This window comes from Kosakonia sp. CCTCC M2018092, from assembly GCF_003864115.1.
In the GTDB taxonomy this organism is placed as follows: domain Bacteria; phylum Pseudomonadota; class Gammaproteobacteria; order Enterobacterales; family Enterobacteriaceae; genus Kosakonia; species Kosakonia cowanii.
Window position 1 is genome coordinate 129683 of the sequence record NZ_CP034225.1, and the last position, 20742, is coordinate 150424.

The 20742-nt window shown below is 57.9% G+C and carries 16 protein-coding genes; 6 read left to right on the plus strand and 10 right to left on the minus strand.

Annotated elements, in window-relative coordinates; all coding sequences use genetic code 11:
• Window positions 1-33: 33 nt before the first annotated feature.
• The 4 genes from EH164_RS00640 to EH164_RS00655 all read right to left on the minus strand — a co-directional run bounded on the left by EH164_RS00640 (window position 34) and on the right by EH164_RS00655 (window position 4209).
• Window positions 34-396 (minus strand): YibL family ribosome-associated protein, encoded by a 363-nt coding sequence (locus EH164_RS00640; RefSeq protein WP_124967007.1) that lies wholly within the window; start codon window positions 394-396, stop codon window positions 34-36.
• Between the two features lie 54 nt (window positions 397-450).
• Window positions 451-1038, minus strand: coding sequence for a mannitol operon repressor MtlR (mtlR, locus tag EH164_RS00645; protein WP_076770295.1), 588 nt, complete (start codon window positions 1036-1038; stop codon window positions 451-453).
• Window positions 1038-2201 carry a mannitol-1-phosphate 5-dehydrogenase gene (mtlD, locus tag EH164_RS00650; RefSeq protein WP_124971199.1) on the minus strand — a complete coding sequence of 388 codons (1164 nt, stop codon included), beginning with the start codon at window positions 2199-2201 and terminating at the stop codon, window positions 1038-1040. Before mtlD ends, mtlR begins: the two co-directional genes overlap by 1 nt.
• 94 nt (window positions 2202-2295) lie before the next feature.
• Complete coding sequence (locus EH164_RS00655) at window positions 2296-4209, minus strand: PTS mannitol transporter subunit IICBA (RefSeq protein WP_124967008.1); 1914 nt, start codon at window positions 4207-4209, stop codon at window positions 2296-2298.
• Window positions 4210-4863: 654 nt separating this feature from the next.
• Here EH164_RS00655 and EH164_RS00660 point away from each other — a divergent pair.
• The 4 genes from EH164_RS00660 (at window position 4864) to EH164_RS00675 (ending at window position 9362) form a co-directional block, all read left to right on the plus strand.
• Complete coding sequence (locus EH164_RS00660; protein ID WP_124967009.1) at window positions 4864-5472, plus strand: glutathione S-transferase; 609 nt, start codon at window positions 4864-4866, stop codon at window positions 5470-5472.
• Between the two features lie 92 nt (window positions 5473-5564).
• Complete coding sequence (gene selA, locus EH164_RS00665; RefSeq protein ID WP_124967010.1) at window positions 5565-6941, plus strand: L-seryl-tRNA(Sec) selenium transferase; 1377 nt, start codon at window positions 5565-5567, stop codon at window positions 6939-6941.
• Window positions 6938-8788 carry a selenocysteine-specific translation elongation factor gene (gene selB / locus EH164_RS00670; RefSeq protein WP_124967011.1) on the plus strand — a complete coding sequence of 617 codons (1851 nt, stop codon included), beginning with the start codon at window positions 6938-6940 and terminating at the stop codon, window positions 8786-8788. Before selA ends, selB begins: the two co-directional genes overlap by 4 nt.
• A 106-nt stretch (window positions 8789-8894) precedes the next feature.
• Window positions 8895-9362: a 4Fe-4S dicluster domain-containing protein gene (locus tag EH164_RS00675; RefSeq protein WP_124967012.1), complete on the plus strand. Its 468-nt coding sequence runs from the start codon at window positions 8895-8897 to the stop codon at window positions 9360-9362.
• 7 nt (window positions 9363-9369) lie between these two features.
• Here the strand turns inward: EH164_RS00675 and avtA are convergent, their stop codons facing one another.
• Window positions 9370-10626 (minus strand): valine--pyruvate transaminase, encoded by a 1257-nt coding sequence (gene avtA, locus EH164_RS00680; protein ID WP_370276871.1) that lies wholly within the window; start codon window positions 10624-10626, stop codon window positions 9370-9372.
• Between the two features lie 136 nt (window positions 10627-10762).
• Entirely contained in the window at window positions 10763-12799 is a 2037-nt protein-coding gene (locus tag EH164_RS00685) for an alpha-amylase (protein WP_124967014.1), read from the minus strand.
• A gap of 317 nt (window positions 12800-13116) precedes the next feature.
• On the opposite strand from EH164_RS00685, the gene EH164_RS00690 reads away from it, so the two are divergent.
• Window positions 13117-13944, plus strand: a complete 828-nt coding sequence (locus EH164_RS00690; protein ID WP_076769334.1) for a protein bax — start codon at window positions 13117-13119, stop codon at window positions 13942-13944.
• Window positions 13945-13992: 48 nt separating this feature from the next.
• On the opposite strand, the gene xylR is transcribed toward EH164_RS00690, so the two are convergent.
• The 4 genes from xylR to xylF form a co-directional block, all read right to left on the minus strand.
• Window positions 13993-15171 carry a D-xylose utilization transcriptional activator XylR gene (xylR, locus tag EH164_RS00695; protein WP_042718640.1) on the minus strand — a complete coding sequence of 393 codons (1179 nt, stop codon included), beginning with the start codon at window positions 15169-15171 and terminating at the stop codon, window positions 13993-13995.
• A gap of 102 nt (window positions 15172-15273) precedes the next feature.
• Window positions 15274-16455 (minus strand): xylose ABC transporter permease XylH, encoded by a 1182-nt coding sequence (xylH, locus tag EH164_RS00700; RefSeq protein ID WP_042718639.1) that lies wholly within the window; start codon window positions 16453-16455, stop codon window positions 15274-15276.
• Window positions 16433-17974 carry a xylose ABC transporter ATP-binding protein gene (locus tag EH164_RS00705; protein ID WP_124967015.1) on the minus strand — a complete coding sequence of 514 codons (1542 nt, stop codon included), beginning with the start codon at window positions 17972-17974 and terminating at the stop codon, window positions 16433-16435. Before EH164_RS00705 ends, xylH begins: the two co-directional genes overlap by 23 nt.
• A gap of 87 nt (window positions 17975-18061) precedes the next feature.
• Complete coding sequence (gene xylF / locus EH164_RS00710; RefSeq protein WP_124967016.1) at window positions 18062-19054, minus strand: D-xylose ABC transporter substrate-binding protein; 993 nt, start codon at window positions 19052-19054, stop codon at window positions 18062-18064.
• Window positions 19055-19403: 349 nt separating this feature from the next.
• On the opposite strand from xylF, the gene xylA reads away from it, so the two are divergent.
• Window positions 19404-20726, plus strand: a complete 1323-nt coding sequence (gene xylA / locus EH164_RS00715) for a xylose isomerase (RefSeq protein ID WP_042718634.1) — start codon at window positions 19404-19406, stop codon at window positions 20724-20726.
• Window positions 20727-20742: the final 16 nt, after the last annotated feature.

Genomic DNA, 20742 nt, shown 5'->3' on the forward strand with positions numbered 1-20742 from the left:
CGCGCTCAAGGGAGGCGGGGCGGAGAGAAGCTATCAGAACTCGGTGTTGGCGAAACCGGTCATCGCGTCGAGGCCCATTTCACGGCCCAGCGCCGTCATCGGGTGAACCACGACAATCCCGCGCACGCTTTTTTTCAGCTTGCCGAGGTCAGCCTGCTCTTTCTTGGTAATCGGGCGGCTGAAACGCATTTGCGTCAGCTTCTGCGCCTCTTTACTCAGCTTCTGGCTGTACTGGTCGCGCAGACGGGCGATTTCAGTCTCCAGCGTGGTTTTCTCTTTTTCCAGTTCGGCATACTTCTCAGCCGCGTCAACCAGAGAGAGCTCCGCCTGCTGGTGGCGGATCGCGTCGAGACGGTCGCTCAGACGCTTAATTTCGTTTTTTTCGACTTCTTTCATGATAGGCATTTTCTTCAGGAACAAAGTGCAAGGATACAACACTTCAGGAGGGGATTACTTCTGGAATGCTTTTTTTAAGCTGATCCGTGAGATCAGCTCGGTAAGCGAAAGCACCATGGTGGAGCGCACCACCTGCTGATAACGCTGTTTTTGCATGGCGAAAAAATCTGCATCGCTGGTATCGAACACAGGCTGAGGCGGCAGGGCGGCGACGCAGTGCAGCTCGCCAAACGGCCCGAGGATCTCATCATCGGTGAAGGCGTACTCCGTGCCATCATGATTCAGCTCTTCGCGCAGCGCCATCAGCAGCTCGGCGTCTTCATACTCGGCCCGCGAGATAACCCCGAGGCCGTAAATCAGCTTCAAACGCACAGACAAATTGCCCAGCGGACCGTCGCCGTCCAGCAGCGGCTCGACGGCATATTTCACCGCGTAGTCATCTTTGCGAAACACCTGTAGCACGAGGATATTGATCGCTTCATTGAGTAACTCAACGGCGGCAATCAAAAAACTGCGCACGGTTTTTCCCGCATTCAGACGCTCGAGTACACGGTTTTCGAAAGCCTGGGTGTGTTCCATTATTGCCTGCATATCTGACAACTTCGTTAGCTGGCGCGGGATCTCCCGCGCCAATATCGGCATCATGCCTGGGTTTGATAAGCGTTAACGGCTTCGTGTACCACCGGGCTGTCGGCGTCGAGGCCGGAAACCTGTGCCAGTGCCGCCTGCGGCCCTTTCTCAGCAATAAGCTGAGCCAGCTCCTGCGCCTGCGGATCCTCTTCGCTGCGATAGTGCATCGCGGCGGCGATCCCTTGCACCAGGTTGGCGTGCGGCAGGTTGTACTCCAGCGTGCCGAGCAGCGGTTTAATCAGACGGTCGCCCGCGCTCAGTTTACGCAGCGGTTGACGCCCTACGCGCTCGACATCGTCTTTCAGATAGGGGTTCTCAAAACGACCCAGGATTTTCTGAATATAGGCTGCGTGCTTGTCAGCATCGAAGCCATAACGCTTGATCAGCACCGCGCCGCTCTCTTCCATCGCGCCTTTCACCACGGCACGAATTTTCTCATCAAGGATCGCGTCGCGAATGGTTTGATGGCCGGTCTGTTTTCCAAGGTAGGCGGTTATAGCATGCCCGGTATTCAGCGTGAAGAGCTTACGCTCAACAAAGGCCATCAAATTGTCGGTCAGCTCCATGCCCGGAATGGTCGGCAGCGCGCCTTTGAACTGGGTTTTATCGACAATCCACTCGCTGAAGGTCTCGACGGTCACTTCCAGCGGATCGTTGTTGGCAGACGCGGAAGGGGGAACAATGCGGTCGACGGCAGAGTCGACGAAGCCGACATGCGCCTCAACCCAGGCTTTATCCTCCTCCGCCAGCTGGGCGAAAACGTGCCCTTTCAACTGGCTGGTGCCGCGCACCATATTTTCACAGGCGATAATGTTCAGCGGCGTATCAATGCCCTGCGCCTTACGTTTTACCAGCCCTTTGGCAACCGCCGGGGCGATACGCTCCAGCACTACCGGGCCAACGGCGGTAGTAACTAAATCGACCTGCGCAATCAGATCGACAACTTCATCGCCGATGCTGCTCACCGCATTGACGCCAGAGACGGTATCCACCTGCTCTTGTTCACCGACTACGTGAACCTGATAGCTATGACGGGCGTTGAGGGCGTCCAGAACCACCTGATTAACATCGGCGAACGTCAGTTCAATCCCCGCGTCGGCCAACAGCTTGCCGATAAAGCCACGTCCGATATTACCTGCGCCAAAATGTAATGCTTTCATAGAATGACCCTTTATCAATGTTTTTACCCGAGAGGGCTGGGGTGAGGAACGTCAGCGGGTTCTCCTCACCCAAGCCCTCTCCTCCGAAGAGGAGAGAACGTGGAGCGGATTACTGGTTCAGCAATGCCAGCACTTCCTCAACGCTTGTGGTGTGCGTGAGACGTTCGACAATCGTCTCATCATCCAGCGCAGTGGTCAGGCTGGTAATCACCTGAATGTGCTCGTTATTACGTGCGGCAATACCGATCACCAGATGCGCAATCTCATCCTCTTCTTCACCGAAGCGCACGCCCTGCGGATACTGGCAGAAGACCACGCCGGTTTTCAGGACGCGATCTTTCGCTTCCACCGTGCCGTGCGGAACCGCAATAGACTGGCCCAGATAGGTCGGCGTCAGTTTTTCACGTTCCAGCATCGCGTCAATATATTCTGGCTGTACATAGCCGCCTTTGACCAGTTGCTCACCGGCAAAGCGAATCGCCTCTTCTTTCTGCGTGGCGCTACAGCCAAGGAAGATATTCTCCGCGCCCAGCTTAAACAGATGGCTGTTGGAGGTATCAAAGCTGTCCTGCAGGCTGCTGTTAACCTTCGCTTCGTTAGTCGTGTGGCGTTGAGCTGCCACCAGACGCTCGGTCAGGCCGGTGTAAAGGCCGCTGTCGAGGAAGTTGGTCAGCGAGATATGCTGCGCTTGCGGTGCCTGGCGCATGGCGCGTTCGGTCAGGTCGCGGTGCGTAATCACCAGATCGACATCGGACGGCAGGCTGTTAATCGCACTATTGGTAACAGAGATGTTGGTCAGGCCCGCATCCTGCACTTTCTTACGCAGCACGCCTGCGCCCATGGCGCTGGAACCCATCCCGGCATCACATGCGACGATGATTTTGCGCACGTGGCTCAGATCGTTAGTGACATCTTTTGTCCCCTGCGCAGTAGCAGCGCCTTTGGACTCAGCTTTCATATCCTGCATACGGCGGGTTGCCGCTTCGATATCGTCCTCGTCCTCTTTCACTTTGCTGGTTTTCAGCAGGATTGCCGCGATAACGAAGGAGATAATCATGGCTGCGAAAATCGCCGCGAGGTTAGCGAAGTAAGCGCCTTTTGGCGTCATCGCCAGTACCGCGAGAATAGAGCCCGGAGAAGCCGGAGAGACCAGGCCGCCGTTCAGCACGCTCAGGGTAAAGACGCCGGTCATACCGCCGAGGATCACCGCAATCAGCAGACGCGGGTTCATCAGCACGTACGGGAAGTAAATCTCATGGATCCCGCCGAGGAAGTGGATAATCGCCGCGCCGCCCGCAGACTGCTTCGCGCTACCGCGACCGAAGAACATATACGCCAGCAGGATACCCATACCCGGGCCCGGGTTTGCTTCAATCAGGAAGAAGATGGACTTGCCGATCTCATGGGACTGCTGAATACCCAGCGGCGAGAAGATACCGTGGTTGATGGCGTTGTTAAGGAAGAGGATTTTCGCCGGCTCAACGAAGATAGAGGCCAGCGGCAGCATGTCGTGAACCACCATAAAGTTCACGCCTGCGGCGAGCGCTTTAGAGAGTACTTCCACCGCCGGGCCAATCGCCATGAACGCCAGAATGGCGAGGATCATCCCGATGATGCCAGCGGAGAAGTTGTTCACCAGCATTTCGAAACCGGACTTGATCTTACCGTCGACGGCCGCGTCAAATTTCTTGATGCAGAAGCCGCCCAGCGGGCCTGCAATCATCGCGCCGAGGAACATCGGCATATCCGCGCCCACGATCACGCCCATGGTGGTGATAGCACCCACCACGCCGCCGCGATCGCCACCCACCAGACGACCACCGGTAAAACCGATTAGCAGCGGCAGCAGGTAGGTAATCATCGGGCCGACGAGTTTCGCCAGCGTCTCGTTAGGTAACCATCCTGTCGGTATAAACAGCGCGGTGATAATCCCCCACGCGATAAAGGCGCCGATATTCGGCATCACCATATTGCTCAGGAAACGACCAAAGCTTTGCACCTTGATCTTGATATCGGATGACATAGAACACCCCTTCTTATGTTTGCTAGCGCACAGGCCGGAAGCCCGAGGTTTATTGTTAATGTGGCGGCAGAGGTAGCCGGACCTGAATTGTCTGTGATGCGGAATCTGGCACCGAATCGTTAACCTGTCCAGATGACACACTTTTATGTGATCTTGATCACGCTTAGGCCGGGGGTTATCCACCATTAACAGTGATTTTCGTCACAAAAAATGAGTGTAAAAAAAGAACAGCGCGCAGAATTTGTGCGGCATTGGGCATTAAATGTGAGTTGCGTCACATTTGTTTGCCGAAGGTTTGTTATTAATTTGTGACATAAGTCACAAGATATTTTCCTCGGAAAATTCCGAACGTGATCGACCGCAAAGTGTGCCTTTTCATCAGCCCAAAGATGTAACTCCCTTTCATCATCCAGGCGGTAATGATGCTGGAGTAAGAAATTGACACGGTGATGAAAGCAACGCGCGCCTTTTATGCTTTAAGAGAGGCTCTTTGTTTCAGTAAGAGGTTCCTGGTTTTCGCGGCCTGACACTCCAGCACGGGTTAAAAGGACTATTTTATTAATGCCGGGCGATGTAAAGAGGTTCGCTGTACAACCCCCGCACGTGACGTACACTCTTTTTTATCCCTGCGGCAAATTTCAAAAGGACACGGCAATGAAACTGATCGGCAGCTATACCAGCCCGTTTGTACGCAAAATCTCCGTCATACTGCTGGAAAAAGGCATCACCTTTGAATTTATCAATGAGCAGCCCTACAGCGCCGAGAGCGGCGTCGGTCACTACAATCCGCTCGGCAAAGTACCGGCGCTGGTCACCGATGAGGGAGAAGTGTGGTACGACTCGCCGATCATTGCGCAATACATTGACCTGCTGGGTGCAGAGCCGCCGATGCTGCCGGACGATGCTAAGGCGGCGCTGAAAATCCGCCAGCTGGAAGCGCTGGCCGACGGCATTATGGATGCCGCGCTGGTCTCGGTGCGTGAATTAGCCCGCCCGGTAGAGCAGCAGTCGCAGGCGGAGCTACTGCGCCAGCGGGAAAAAGTCTCTCGCGGTCTGGATGCGCTGGAGAAGTGTCTGCAAGAGGGCGAACTCGGCGTCGACACGCTTAATCTTGCAACCATCGCGATTGCCTGCGCCATCAGCTACCTCAACTTCCGCCGCGTCTCGCCGGGCTGGAACGTCAATCGCCCGCTGCTGGTGAAGCTGGTGGAAAATCTCTTCCAGCGTGAAAGCTTTGCCCGTACGGAACCGCCCAAGGCATGATCCGGGTTATGCCCGCCTGAGAAAATCGCTGTACAATCCCCCTCACGTCAACACCCCTGACGGGAGGGGTAACTCCACAGCCGGGCCTTTTCATGACAACTCTTTACAGCCAGATTCCCTCGATCGATCGCCTGTTACGTGATGAGGCGTTCGCATCGCTGTTAACCACGTATGGCCATAGCCGCGTTACGCAAACCCTGCGTCAGTTGCAGGATGAGGCGCGCGCAGCGATCCGCGACGCCCAGCGCTTGCCTGCGTGGTGTGAAAACTGGGCGCAGGCCGCGTTACAGCACCTGGAGCAGGAAAACAGTGGCGCACTGCGTTCGGTGTTTAATCTCAGCGGCACGGTGCTGCATACCAATCTCGGGCGCGCGGTGCAGTCGCAGGCGGCCATTGATGCGGTGACCACGGCGATGGGCTCGGCGGTAACGCTGGAGTACGATCTCGACGGTGCCGGACGCGGTCATCGCGATCGCGCCATTGCGGCGCTGCTCTGCCAGTTAACCGGCGCGGAAGATGCCTGCATCGTCAACAATAATGCCGCGGCGGTGCTGCTGATGCTGGCGGCAACGTCATCCGGTGGCGAAGTGGTGGTATCGCGCGGCGAGCTGGTGGAGATTGGCGGCGCGTTTCGTATTCCCGATGTGATGCGTCAGGCGGGCTGCATTCTGCATGAAGTGGGCACCACCAACCGCACCCACGCCAAAGATTACCGCCAGGCGATCGGCGCCAACACCGCGTCGCTGATGAAAGTCCACACCAGTAACTACCATATTGCAGGCTTTACCAAAGCGGTGGAGGAAGCCGAGCTGGTGGAACTGGCGCAGGAAGCCGATCTGCCGGTAATTGTCGATCTCGGCAGCGGTTCGCTGGTCGATTTAAGCCTCTACGGTTTACCGAAAGAGCCGATGCCGCAGGCGCTGATTGCCGCGGGCGTTAGCCTGGTGAGCTTCTCCGGCGATAAGCTGCTCGGCGGGCCGCAGGCAGGGATTATCGTTGGTAAAAAAGCGTTGATTGAACAGCTTCAGCACCACCCGCTGAAACGCGCGCTACGGGCGGATAAAATGACCCTCGCGGCGCTGGAAGCGACGTTGCGCCTCTATCTGCACCCGGAAAAACTGACGCAAAACCTGCCGACGCTGCGCTATCTCACCCGCCCAGAGGCGGAGATCCGCGACCAGGCCCAGCGCTTATGCGACGCGCTTACCGCCCGCTACAGCGAGTTTGCGCTGCGCGTCGAGCCCTGTCTGTCGCAAATTGGCAGCGGATCGCTGCCCGTCGAGCGGCTGCCGGGCGCGGCGCTAACCTTTACCCCGCATGACGGTAGCGGCCGTCGGCTGGAGGCACTGGCAAGCGAGTGGCGCGCGCTGCCGCAGCCGGTGATTGGCCGTATCTATGAGGGCCGTCTGTGGCTCGATTGCCGCTGTCTTGATGATGAATCCCGCTTGCTGGAGATATTGCTGAAATGATTATTGCCACTGCCGGGCATGTCGACCACGGCAAAACCACCCTGATCGAAGCCATTACCGGCGTCAACGCTGACCGCCTGCCGGAAGAGAAGCGGCGCGGCATGACTATCGATCTGGGCTACGCCTACTGGCCGCAGCCGGATGGTCGCGTGCCGGGCTTTATTGATGTGCCGGGGCATGAAAAATTCCTCAGTAATATGCTTGCGGGCGTCGGCGGTATCGATCACGCGCTGCTGGTGGTGGCCTGCGACGATGGCGTGATGGCGCAGACCCGTGAACACCTGGCCATTTTGCAACTGACCGGCAACCCGGCGCTCACCGTCGCGCTCACTAAAGCCGATCGCGTCGATGACACGCGCATCGCCGAGGTGCGCGAAGAGGTGGAGAAGACCTTACGGGCGTTTGGCTACCCGCAGGCGACGCTGTTTGTCACCGCTGCTGCCGAAATGCGCGGCATTGATGCGCTGCGCGCGCACCTGTTGCAGCTGCCGGAGCGGGCGCATCCGGAGCATCAGCGCTTCCGGCTGGCGCTGGATCGCGCCTTTACGGTGAAAGGGGCAGGGCTGGTCGTCACCGGCACGGCGCTCTCCGGCGATGTCCGTATCGGCGATACGCTGTGGCTCACCGGCATTAATAAGCCGATGCGCGTGCGCGGTCTGCATGCGCAGAATCAACCCGTTGAACATGCTCACGCCGGGCAGCGCATTGCACTGAATATTGCCGGTGATGCGGAAAAAGAGGCGCTCAGTCGCGGCGACTGGCTGCTGTCGCAACAGCCGCCTGCGCCAACGGAGCGGGCGATCGTTGCCCTCCATAGCCATACGCCGCTCACCCAGTGGCAGCCGCTGCATATCCATCACGCCGCCAGCCATGTCACCGGGCGCGTGTCGCTGCTGGAGGATGGCTTAGCCGAACTGGTGCTGGATACGCCGCTGTGGCTGGCAGATAACGACCGGCTGGTGCTGCGCGATATCTCCGCGCGCGCTACGCTTGCGGGCGCTCGTGTGGTGACGCTGAACTCGCCGCGGCGCGGCAAGCGCAAAGCGGATTACCTGGCGTGGATCGCCGACCTTGCGCGTGCTGAAGATGATGCGCAGGCGCTCAGCGCGCACCTGTCGCGCGGCGCGGTGGATCTCACTGCCTTCGGCTGGGCGCGCCAGCTCAGCGCCAGCGGCCTGAATCTGCTGCTGGAAAATCCCTGTTTTATTCGTGCCGGTAATAACCTGCTCGATGCGCCGATAGCCGCCCGCTGGCAGCGCAAGCTGCTGGAGACGCTGGCGACCTACCATCAACAGCACCATGACGAACCCGGCCCTGGCCGCGAGCGTTTGCGCCGCATGGCGCTGCCGATGGAGGATGAAGCGCTGGTCTTAACGCTGATTGAGCGTATGCGCGAGAGCGGCGATATCCAGAGCCATCACGGCTGGCTGCATCTGCCGGAGCATAAAGCCGGTTTTAACGAGGAACAGGCGCAGCTGTGGCAGAAAGCCGCACCGCTCTTCGGCGATGAGCCCTGGTGGGTGCGTGATTTGGCGCGTGAAACGGGGGTTGATGAGCAGGTGATGCGCGGCGTATTGCGCCAGGCGGCGCAGCAGGGGCTGATCACCGCCATCGTCAAAGACCGCTACTACCGCAACGATCGCATTGTCACCTTCGCCAGCATGATCCGCGATCTCGATCAGGGGCGCGGCTCCACCAGCGCGGCGGATTTTCGCGACCAGCTTAATGTCGGGCGCAAGCTGGCGATTCAGATCCTCGAATACTTCGATCGCATTGGTTTTACCCGCCGCCGTGGCAACGACCATATTCTGCGCGACAAGGCGCTCTTTATTAACGAGAAGGGGTAAGGCGCTTCGCGCGGGGATAAATGTGCCGATCTGCCGGGTGCGATCAAAGCGCGCAGGCGGTTTTTTCTGGCACTCTCGCTCTTTTCAGCCTCAGGCGGGAGGACGCGTGAACCGATTTATCATCGCCGATGCGGCAAAATGTATCGGCTGCCGCACCTGCGAAGTGGCCTGCGCGGTGTCGCACCAGCAGGATCAGGATTGCTCGGGCCTTAACCCCGCCCGTTTCTCTTCACGCATTCGCGTGGTCAAAACCGGCGATTTCTCCACGGCAGTTACCTGTCATCACTGTGAAGAGGCGCCCTGTGCCAGAGCCTGCCCGGTCGGTGCCATTTACCGCGCGCAGGGCGCAGTGCTGGTGGAGCAATCGCGCTGTATCGGCTGCAAAAGCTGCATGATCGCCTGCCCGTTCGGCGCAATGGAGGTAACTTCAGCGCCGTTACAGGCGCTGAAGTGCGATCTCTGTCAGCACCGCGACGGCGGGCCTGCCTGCGTTGAGGCCTGCCCGACGAGTGCGCTAAGTTGTGTCGATCCGGCGCGGTTACGCGAAGCGCGGCTAAAAAGCCTGCCCGCGTAAACCGCTGTCAGGCGCTGTGCTCCTGCCAGGCGCGCTCCACCTCTTCGGCGAGGATTTTAACGCCCGCTTCGATAAGCTCTGGCTCCGGCACATAGTTCATGCGCATGCATTGATGGGTGTGCGGCCACGGCTTATCGAGGCCGGGGAAGAAGTAGTCTCCCGGCACCATCAACACGCCGCGTTTTTTCAGGCGCTGGTACAAAAGCTCAGTGCTGATCGGCAGATCTTTAAACCACAGCCAGAGGAAAATCGCCCCTTCCGGTTTGTGGATCAGGCAGCGCTCCGGCGGCAGATAACGGCGCAGCGTGGCGATGGTCTCCTGCACGCGCTGGTAGTAAAACGGCTTAATCACCTCGTTTGAGAGGCGCAGCAGGTCATTGCGCTTAATCATCTCGCACATCATCGCCGGGCCAATGCCGCCCGGTGAGAGGCTGATAATGCCGTTCATATTGCGAATGGCAGAGATCACTTTGTCATTGGCGATAATGATGCCGCAGCGGCTGCCCGGCAGGCCCAGCTTCGACAGGCTCATGCAGAGAATGATATTCGGGTTCCACAGCGGGCGCGCTTCGCTGAAGATAATGCCGGGGAAGGGGACACCGTAGGCGTTATCAATCACCAGCGGGATATTGTGCTGATTGGCCAGCACGTCCAGCTTCATCAGCTCCTCATCGGTGATGACGTTACCGGTCGGGTTGGTCGGGCGCGAGACGCAGATCATCCCCGTCTCTTCACCGATATGCAGGTGTTCGAAATCGACGTGGTACTTAAACTGCCCTTCCGGCAGCAGCTCAATATTGGGTCGCGTAGAGACGAAGAGATCCTCTTCCAGCCCGGCGTCGGCGTAGCCGATATACTCGGGCGCCAGCGGGAAGAGCACTTTGCGCGTGCTGCCGTCGGCGCGGCGGCCAGCAAAGAGGTTAAACAAGTAGAAAAACGCGCTCTGGCTGCCGTTTGTCAGTGCAATGTTCTGCGGTTCGATATCCCAACCTAACTCTTCACGCAGCATCGCGGCCAGCGCCGTCAGAAGCTCGGTTTTACCCTGCGGACCATCGTAATTACACAGGGCATCCGTGGCGCTGCCGCTCTCCAGCATCTGTGAAAGTAGCTGCTGGAAGTAGTCGGTCATCGCCGGGATTTTTGCCGGGTTGCCACCGCCGAGCATGATAGCGCCAGGGGTGCGTAAACCGTCGTTAAGATCCTCCATCAGACGCGTAATGCCTGAATGTCGGGTAAATTTGTCGCCGAAAAGTGAAAATGTCATCGCTACTGCTCTGTCGGGCTGCGGGTGAAAGTGGCTAACCATAACGCTCTCACCCGCGAGGTGCAAATCTCCCTTCGTCGCAGTTTATCGACGTTTACTCTCAACAAACGTGCTTTATCAGCACAATCTTCTGGTATTAATTCTGCTGCGCCCGCCCGGCCCAGACCACCATCACTTTATCCTCGCCCTGGGTGCGCACAAAGCCGTAACCCTGCGGCAACGTAAGCGATGTTTGCTTGCCGCTACCCAGCGCCGGATGGCGCGCGCGGAACTGCCCGAGCGTCTGCCAGTGGCGCAGGCTGGCGGCGGCTTTACCATCAAGATCCTGCCAGTTCATCTCCGATCGCGTGCCCTGTAGCGGATCCGAACCCGTCGGGCCAAAGGGGCGATCGGATTCGTCGCCATAGAAGATCTGCACCGCACCGGGGGCCAGCAGCAGCAACTCTGCCGACTGCGCACCGCCTTCGCGGAACAGGCGGGTATCATGGGAAGAGAGATAGCTCAGCACATTAAAGCTTTGCAGCTTCTCCGCCATCTCTTGCCAGACGCTGTCCATATTCGCCAGGCAACTGGCGGCATCTGCGGCCTGCTGCTGGTAGTCGAAGTTGATCATCGCATCGAAACCATGCTGATAGTAAGCGCTCTGCATCACGCCGTGCCCCCAGGATTCGCCGGTCATCCAGAAGGGCGCATCGTCGATTTTCTTCTGCGGATTGGCCTGTTTCCACTCTGCCAGCGCCGCCGTAGCCTGGGTTTTCAACTGCTGCCAGGCCTCCAGCTCAACGTGTTTGGCGGTATCAACGCGGAAACCATCAATGCCGTAGTCGCGCACCCACTTGCTCAGCCAGTGGGTCAGGTAGTCGCGCGGCGTGTAACCGGCAATCTCGCGCGCGGCGGTATCCGGTTTATGGCGATAAAAGAGTGGCAGCCCGGAAGGCTCTTTCGATTCGGTTTTCAGATCCGGCAGGAAGGCCAGCGACATCGTCAAATCGTCGAAACCGGGGTTGTCGTAATCGCCAATATCGGTGCGGATCCACTTTTTGCCCCACCAGTTTTGCCAGGCGGTTTTATCGCTGAAGTTGATGTAATCATTGAAGCTGTGCCAGGTTTGCCCGGCGGCGGGTTTCCAGTCTGTCCAGTGCTCGCCGAGGATTTTTTTGCGCTCCTCCTCTTTCAGGTAGAGCGCGCCGAACTGGTAGGTCTGCATATCCGCAAGCGTTGCGTAACCGGCATGGTTCATCACCACATCAAACAGCACGCGGATGCCGCGGCGGTGCGCTTCATCAACCAGCGTGCGCAGATCGTTTTCATCGCCCATATTGGCGTCGAGGCGCGTCCAGTCGAGCGTGTAGTAACCGTGGTAGGCATAGTGGGGGAAATCCCCTTTGGTGCCGCCGCCGACCCAGCCGTGGATCTGCTCCAGCGGTGAGCTGATCCACAGGGCGTTTACGCCGAGCTGCTGCAAATAGTCGAGCTTGCTGGTCAGCCCCTTCAGGTCACCGCCGTGGAAGGTGCCAATCTCCTGCATGCCATCTTTGTGCCGCCCGTAACTGTTGTCATTGGCGGGATCGCCGTTGACATAGCGGTCGGTCAGCACGAAGTAGACCGTGGCGTTATGCCACTGAAACGGTGCCGCGCCGCGCGTCTGCGCTGGCTCAAGCAGCAGCAGCCCGTTGCTCTCTTTCGCTGGCAGCAGCGTGATTTTGCCCTCGCGCACCGTTGCAGTTTGCTGGCTGTAGAAATCCCGCACTTCGCTGCCTTCCGGGAAGGTGTCGCCAACCGGAATGGTCAGCGGTTTATCGCTGCGCACCGGGCACTGGCGCGCCACCACCGCTTGCTTCTCTGCCGGGGCTTTTACGCTGATTAACAGCGTCGGCGTGCCGGAGCGGGTATCAAGCTGCAACTGATAGTCGCCGTCGCGGAAGATACGCCACTGCGGCGCGCTGGCGCTGCACGGCACAAGCGACAGCATCTGATTGAGCTTGATGGCACCGGCAGGCTGCCAGCACGCGTCGCCTTGCTGCACGGTAACGGGCATCTCACCCTTTTTCAGCGTTGCCTGGCTGCGCCAGACGCCGGTGCCGTCGTCAGTTAACGCGGGAAAACCGGCCGCCGTCCAGTCGGCGCAGGCGACGCCAGGCAGTAACAGCAGAAGTAAGGCAGCGTGTTTCATCAATAAGCCCCGTGATAGCGATTTTCCCTAGTGTGCCCGTCTGCTGGCACGGGTGACTCCTCCCGATCGCCGGTTCGCCAGGGAGGAGAGCGAGGGTTGAGAAAATACGTAAAACGTGCGGTTTTCAATATTGCGATAATCACCGCAATTTTAAGAACTTGTGCGTTTTATATGCAGTTTACTGATGACATAGTTTCAGAATTGGATTATTTCTGTACGTGCCCGATAAGGTTAATTTTGGTATGATTTGCGATTCAGCCCGCAAAATCGTGCATAAAAGAAGGCGTTGGAATGCTTATATCCGACCAGGAGACCTAATGATATCGATACCCATGCGACGAAGTGGGGCGACGATACTCATGTTTTTCACCTTGATGTTTTCAGGTGGAGTGCTGGCAAAAACGCACACAGAAACAGCGAGTCACAAAGCCCACGTCACTAAGGCAAGCGTAAAAAAACAGGCAAGCAGTAAGAAAGAGTATTCTCGCAATAGTGTAAAAAGCCGTTCACTTCCTGATTTGCGAAAATACCCTTCCGGGACACCACGAAAGAGAGCGTTTCTCCGGACCGTAATGCCTTACATCACCAGCAAAAACGCTGCGATCACCGCGGAGCGTAACTGGCTGCTCAGAAAACAGTACGACAGCCAGTGGTCGCCCTCTGAGCGCACGCGTATGAAGGATATTGCCAAACGCTACAAGGTGAGCTGGTCCGGGAATACGCGCCGTATTCCGTGGAACACGCTGCTGGAGCGCGTTGACATTATTCCGGACAGCATGGTCGCCACCATGGCCGCAGCAGAGAGCGGCTGGGGCACCTCTAAGCTGGCGCGCAGTAACAACAACCTGTTCGGCATGAAGTGCGCGAAAGGCGCCTGTAAAAGCGGCTCGGGCAGAGTGAAAGGTTACTCGCAGTTTGGCTCGGTGCAGGAGTCGGTCGACGCTTACGTCACCAACCTGAACACGCACGCGGCCTATGCTTCATTCCGTAAATCCCGTGCGCAGCTGCGTAAAGCGGATCAGGAAGTGACGGCGACGGCGATGATCCACAAGCTGAAGGGCTACTCCACCCGCGGCGCGAGCTACAACAACTATCTGTTTGCCATGTATCAGGACAATCAGCAGTTAATTGCCGCCCACATGTAACCCCGCTTGCTGAAACGCCTTCCACCCGGAAGGCGTTTTTCTTTATGCCTAAATGAGGATTTCGCTGTAGCGGTCGCGATAATCCTTCGGCGTGCTGTCGTAGGCCTTGCGAAACACCGAGTAGAAGTACTGCAATGACGGATAGCCGCACATCTGCGAAATCTCATTGATAGAGAGCGAGGTGGAGATCAGCAGGCTGCGCGCCTTCTCCAGCTTCTCGGCGTGGATCACCGCGTGAATGGTTTCGCCCACCTCCTCTTTGAAGCGCTTCTCCAGATTGGAGCGCGAAATACCGACCGCATCCAGCACCTGATCGACCTTAATGCCTTTGCAGGCGTGGTTGCGGATGTAGTGCATCGCCTGAATCACCGCCGGATCGTTGAGCGAGCGGTAATCCGTTGAACGGCGGGCAACCACCCGCATCGGTGGCACCAGCAGGCGCTGCAACGGCATCGCTTCGTTATCCAGCAGCCGGTGCAGCAGCTTTGCGGCCTGGTAGCCCATCTGCCGCGTGCCCTGCGCTACCGAAGAGAGCGCGACGCGGGAGAGGTAGCGGGTCAGCTCTTCGTTATCGATGCCGATCACGCACAGCTTCTCCGGCACCGGGATATGCAGATGGTCGCAGACCTGCAAAACATGGCGCGCCCGCGCGTCGGTAACGGCAATAATCCCCGTTTGCGGCGGCAGCGTTTGCAGCCAGTCGGCAAGGCGATTTTGCGCATGTTGCCAGTTTTCCGGCGCGGTAGTCAGCCCCTGATAGACCACACCGCGATACTTCTCCTGCGCTACCAGCTGGCAGAAGGCGTATTCCCGCTCGGCGGCCCAGCGCTTACCGCTTGAGGCGGGCAGGCCGTAAAAGGCGAAGCGATGCACCCCTTTCTCTTTCAGGTGCAGAAAGGCGCTCTCGACCAGCGCGTGGTTGTCGGTGGCGATATAGTGCACCGGCGGGTAGTGCTCCGGCGTGTGATAAGAGCCGCCGACGCCGACAATCGGCACATCGACATCCGCCAGCAGCCGCTCAATCTCCCGGTCATCGTAGTCGGCGATCACGCCGTCGCCGAGCCACTCTTTAATGTTCTCAATACGGGCGCGGAAATCCTCCTCGATAAAGATATCCCACTCCGATTGCGACGCCTGAAGATACTCCCCAACGCCTTCGACCACCTGACGGTCGTAGGCTTTATTCGCGTTAAATAACAGCGTGATGCGATGGCGCTTTTCAAACATAGTGGTTCGCTTCCTGACTATTCATCAGTTCTGATTACCATATTCAACACACTGCCGGACAAAAATAATCCGGCAGTGTGATCGCGCCTCTGTTCGCCTGGCTCAGGCACGACGTTTGGTGGCGGAGTCCATCCACACCGCCAGCAGTAAAATGGCTCCCTTGACGATGTACTGCCAGAAGGTGGGCACATCCATCATGCTCATGCCGTTATCCAGCGAGGCCATAATAAACGCCCCCATTACCGCGCCCGCCACGCTGCCGATGCCGCCCGCGAGGCTGGTGCCGCCAATCACGCAGGCGGCAATCGCATCCAGCTCGGCAATGTTCCCGGCCGACGGCGAACCGGCACCGAGACGCGAGCTGAGGATAAGCCCGGCAATCGCCACCATCAGGCCGTTAATCGCAAAGACCGCCAGCTTGGTGCGCTCAACGTTAATACCGGAGAGCCGCGCCGCTTCAAGGTTGCCGCCGATGGCGTAAATGCGGCGGCCAAAAGCGGTGCGCGTCGCCATAAACAGCCCGGCCAGCAGCAGAAAGACCAGCAGCAGCACCGGCGTCGGCACGCCGCGGTAATCATTCAGCAGCCAGATGGCACCGAGCACAATCACCGCGATCAGCGCCTGACGGCCAACCGCATGGCCGGAAGAGGAGGTGGCTAAGCCGAGCGACTGGCGGCGCATGCGACCGCGCCACTGCCAGAGCACAAAGGCGACCAGCCCGAGCGCGCCAACGCCGAAGCCCACGCCGTCCGGCAGATAGCTCTGGCCGATTTGCGACATCGCCGCGCTGGTGGGTGAAACGGTGGTGCCGTTGGTAATGCCGATTAACACGCCGCGAAACGCCAGCATCCCGGCGAGGGTGACGATAAACGACGGCACTTTACGATAGGCCACCCACCAGCCGTTCCACGCGCCGAGCAGCAGGCCAAGCAGCAGCGTCACCACCACGGTGAGCGGCAGCGGCCAGCCGAGCCAGACGTCGAAAATAGCCGCCGCACCACCCAGCAGGCCCATCATCGAGCCTACCGAGAGGTCAATCTCCGCCGAGATAATGACAAACACCATCCCCACCGCGAGGATGCCGGTGATGGCGGTCTGGCGCAGCAGGTTAGAGATATTGCGCGCGCTCAGATAGGCACCGTCGGTCATGCCGGTGAAAAAGAGCATGATCACAACGATGGCCGCAAGCATCACAAACACCTGCAGGTTGAGTGATTTCAGCCCGGAGAAGGGGCCCGGCGACGCGGTGGATAACTGACTTTCAGACGGGTTGCTTTTCGACATGATGTTCGCTCCTCAGCGCCGCTTCCATAACCTGCTCCTGGGTCAAATGACGGTTGATAAGATCGGCTTTCAGCTTCCCTTCGTGCATCACCAGCACGCGGTCGCTCAGGCCCAGCACTTCGGGCAGCTCGGAGGAGATCACAATCACCGCGATCCCCTGCTGCACCAGTTGGTTAATCAGTTTGTAGATTTCATATTTCGCGCCGATATCGATGCCGCGCGTCGGCTCATCGAGGATCAAAATGCGCGGGTTGAGCAGCAGGCAGCGGGCGAGAATCGCTTTCTGCTGGTTGCCGCCGCTCAGCCGACCAATCGCCAGCTCCGGCGACGAGGTTTTCACCTTCAGCCGCTGGATTGACTGCAAAATGCACGCCTGCTCGGCGGCGTCATCGAGGCTGCTCAGGCTGCCGGTAAACTGGTTTAGTGCCGCCAGGGTGATGTTTTTGCCCACCGCCATCACCGGCACAATGCCGTCGCGCTTGCGATCCTCCGGCACCATAGCGATGCCGTGGCCAATCGCCTGCTGGCAGTTACGGATCTCAACTTCCTTGCCATCCAGAAAGATTTTTCCCTCCCAGCGACCCGGCCAGACACCAAACAGACACTGCACGGCTTCGGTGCGCCCGGCGCCGACCAGCCCGGCAATGCCGAGGATCTCGCCGCGCTTGAGGCTAAAGGAGACGTCGTTGACGCGTTTGATATGACGGTTAACCGGATGCCAGGCGGTGAGGTGCTCGACGCGCAGGATCTCCTCGCCGTGGGTGTGCGGTTCATTGGGGTAGAGCGCCGTCAGCTCGCGGCCGACCATCATGGTGATAATGTCATCTTCACTCATCCCCGCCGCATCGCGGGTGCCGATGTGCTTCCCGTCGCGGATAACGCAGATAACGTCGGAGATCGCTTTCACTTCATTAAGCTTATGGGAGATGTAAACGCAGGCGATATCGTGGTTGCGCAGGTCGCGGATGATATCGAGCAGCACCGCCGTCTCCTGCTCGGTCAGCGAGGCGGTCGGCTCATCTAAAATCAGCAACCGCACCTGTTTGTTCAGCGCTTTGGCGATCTCCACCAGCTGCTGCTGGCCTAAGCCTAAGTCACCGACGCGGGTATCGGGGGAGATGGCGAGGCTCACCTGTTTGAGCAGCTTCTCGCAGCGCAGGGTCATCTGATCGTAATCCATCACGCCGTGGCGGGTGATCTCCGCGCCAAGGAAGATGTTCTCCAGCACCGTGAGATGCTTCACCAGCGCCAGTTCCTGGTGAATGATGGCGATCCCTTTGCGCTCGGTGTCGCGGATATGGCTCGCTTGCAGAAGCTCCCCGGAAAAGTAGATTTCGCCTTCATAGCTGCCGGTCGGGTAGATGCCGCACAGCACTTTCATCAGGGTCGATTTACCCGAGCCGTTTTCGCCGCACAGGGAGAGCACTTCGCCCGCGTTAAGTTGCAGGCTGACGTTATCAATCGCCTTCACGACGCCGAAGGCTTTGGTGATGTTCTTCATTTCGAGTAAGTAAGGCATGGCTGCTCCACGTCGATCGCTTATCAGACAGCGCCTGAAGTGAGGGCGGCGGCGCGCCTGATTCTGAACTCAGGCGCGCCGTCGTTTTCAGAGCTGATTCTTCTGGTGGAAGCCGTCTTTGATCACCGTGGCGTCAATATTCTCCTTGGTGACTTCAATCGGCGTCAGCAGGCGGGCAGGCACATCTTTCAGGCCATTATTGAGCGAGGCATCGGCCTTCGGCTGCTTACCGTTGCCAAGCTCGACGGCGATCTCCGCCGCGGTGTTGGCAAGCTGGGTGATAGGTTTATAGACGGTCATTGTCTGGCTGCCGTTCATCAGGCGTTTGACCCCAGCGAGATCCGCATCCTGGCCGGAGATGGCAACTTTGCCCGCCAGCCCTTGCGCGCTTAATGCCTGAATAGCGCCGCCAGCGGTTGCGTCATTTGAGGCAACCACGGCATCGATTTTATTGTTGTTGGCGGTCAGCGCGTTCTCCATTATTTTCAGCGCATTTTCCGGCAGCCAGCCATCGACCCACTGGTCGCCGACAATTTTAATTTTGCCGCTGTCGATATAGGGCTTTAATACCTTCATCTGCCCGGCGCGGAACAGCTTGGCGTTATTATCCACCGGTGAGCCGCCCATTAAGAAATAATTACCCTGCGGCACCTTATTGACCAGGCTTTGCGCCTGTAATTCCCCGACTTTTTCATTGTCGAAGGAGATATAGAAGTCGATATCCGCATTATTAATCATGCGGTCATAGGCCAGAACTTTAATTCCTTCCTGTTTGGCTTCTTTCACAACGTTACTTAATACCTGACCGTTGTAGGGAATAATAACCAGCACGTCGACGCCGCGGTTGATCATATTTTCAATTTGCGACATCTGGGTCTCTTCATTACCGTTCGCCGACTGGACAAAGACATCGGCGCCGAGGGATTCGGCTTTCTTCACAAAAATGTCGCGATCTTTTTGCCAGCGTTCAAGACGCAGATCGTCAATCGCCATGCCGATTTTTATCGTTTTGGCATGGCTGAACGTGCTGGCAAGCAGCAGGGTAGCGCAGAGTGTAAGGCAGAGATTCTTTATCTTCATAATAGGAATACCTTTCGTAGGGTGGTGTGCGAGATAAAAGAAACGTGCACTGCTTAGAACGAGCAAATTCTTAACGCAGAATGGAATAGTGGCAATTACAGATTTTAATAGGCGGGTTACGTTTTTTGGTTTATTTGCTGATTTATGACCCCGATCTTATTTTAAAAAAAATAAAACTGGCGTTGCATAAAAAACAGGAAAGCACCTCGCAGCAACTTTTGCGGTTATTTTGCGAGCCAGCGCACGTTTGCGTATTCTCTCAATGGCAGTGTGAAATAACGTAATTGAGCAAGGCGCAGAGAGAATCCAGTATTAACTCAGATATGTTCACTCGCCAATGGAGCTCATTATGCACGCTTATTTTGACCAGCTGGATCGGGTTCGTTTTGAAGGTTCAAAGAGTACGAATCCGCTCGCGTTTCGTCACTACAACCCGGATGAGCTGGTGCTCGGTAAACGCATGGAAGATCACCTGCGTTTCGCCGCCTGCTACTGGCACACCTTCTGCTGGAACGGCGCGGATATGTTTGGCGTCGGCTCCTTCGATCGCCCCTGGCAGCAGCCGGGCGAGGCAATGGCGCTGGCAAAACGCAAAGCCGATGTCGCCTTCGAATTTTTCCATAAGCTCAATGTGCCCTACTACTGCTTCCATGATGTCGATGTCTCCCCGGAAGGCGCCTCGCTGAAAGAGTACCTGAGCAACTTTGCCGAAATGGTTGATGTGCTCGGAGAAAAACAGCAGCAGAGCGGCGTCAAGCTGCTGTGGGGCACGGCAAACTGCTTCACCAACCCACGTTACGGCGCGGGCGCAGCCACCAACCCGGATCCGGAAGTCTTCAGCTGGGCGGCAACCCAGGTGGTAAGCGCGATGAACGCCACCCATAAACTCGGCGGCGAAAACTACGTGCTGTGGGGCGGACGCGAAGGCTACGAAACCCTGCTCAACACCGACCTGCGCCAGGAGCGCGAGCAGATTGGCCGCTTTATGAACATGGTGGTTGAGCATAAGCACAAAATCGGTTTCCGCGGCACGCTGCTGATTGAGCCAAAACCGCAGGAGCCGACCAAGCACCAGTATGACTACGACGCCGCGACGGTCTATGGCTTCCTGAAACAGTTCGGGCTGGAGAAAGAGATCAAGCTCAATATCGAAGCCAACCACGCCACCCTCGCGGGCCACTCCTTCCACCATGAAATCGCCACCGCCATTGCGCTGGGGCTGTTTGGCTCCGTCGACGCTAACCGCGGCGATCCGCAGCTCGGCTGGGATACCGACCAGTTCCCGAACAGCGTCGAAGAGAATGCGCTGGTGATGTATGAAATTATCAAAGCGGGCGGCTTCACCACCGGCGGCCTCAACTTTGACGCCAAAGTGCGTCGCCAGAGCACCGATAAATACGATCTTTTCTACGGCCATATCGGCGCGATGGACACCATGGCGTTGGCGCTGAAAATCGCCGCCCGCATGGTCGAAGAGGGTGAACTTGATAAACGCGTCGCCAAACGTTACGCGGGCTGGAATGGTGAGCTGGGCCAGCAAATTTTGCAGGGGCAGCTTAGCCTTGCGGAACTTGCGAAGTACGCTGAAGAGCAGAACCTGGCACCGCGTCACCAGAGCGGTCACCAGGAGCAACTGGAGAACCTGGTCAACGCGTATCTCTTCGATAAGTAACCGGCTTCTGCGCGGC

Coding starts and splice junctions, on each gene's coding strand:
- EH164_RS00640 (WP_124967007.1), bottom strand. CDS start 396: ATGAAAGAAGTCGAAAAAAACGAAATTAAGCGTCTGAGCGACCGTCTC.
- mtlR (WP_076770295.1), bottom strand. CDS start 1,038: ATGCCGATATTGGCGCGGGAGATCCCGCGCCAGCTAACGAAGTTGTCA.
- EH164_RS00655 (WP_124967008.1), bottom strand. CDS start 4,209: ATGTCATCCGATATCAAGATCAAGGTGCAAAGCTTTGGTCGTTTCCTG.
- EH164_RS00660 (WP_124967009.1), top strand. CDS start 4,864: ATGAAACTGATCGGCAGCTATACCAGCCCGTTTGTACGCAAAATCTCC.
- selA (WP_124967010.1), top strand. CDS start 5,565: ATGACAACTCTTTACAGCCAGATTCCCTCGATCGATCGCCTGTTACGT.
- selB (WP_124967011.1), top strand. CDS start 6,938: ATGATTATTGCCACTGCCGGGCATGTCGACCACGGCAAAACCACCCTG.
- avtA (WP_370276871.1), bottom strand. CDS start 10,626: ATGACATTTTCACTTTTCGGCGACAAATTTACCCGACATTCAGGCATT.
- EH164_RS00685 (WP_124967014.1), bottom strand. CDS start 12,799: ATGAAACACGCTGCCTTACTTCTGCTGTTACTGCCTGGCGTCGCCTGC.
- EH164_RS00690 (WP_076769334.1), top strand. CDS start 13,117: ATGATATCGATACCCATGCGACGAAGTGGGGCGACGATACTCATGTTT.
- xylR (WP_042718640.1), bottom strand. CDS start 15,171: ATGTTTGAAAAGCGCCATCGCATCACGCTGTTATTTAACGCGAATAAA.
- xylH (WP_042718639.1), bottom strand. CDS start 16,455: ATGTCGAAAAGCAACCCGTCTGAAAGTCAGTTATCCACCGCGTCGCCG.
- EH164_RS00705 (WP_124967015.1), bottom strand. CDS start 17,974: ATGCCTTACTTACTCGAAATGAAGAACATCACCAAAGCCTTCGGCGTC.
- xylF (WP_124967016.1), bottom strand. CDS start 19,054: ATGAAGATAAAGAATCTCTGCCTTACACTCTGCGCTACCCTGCTGCTT.
- xylA (WP_042718634.1), top strand. CDS start 19,404: ATGCACGCTTATTTTGACCAGCTGGATCGGGTTCGTTTTGAAGGTTCA.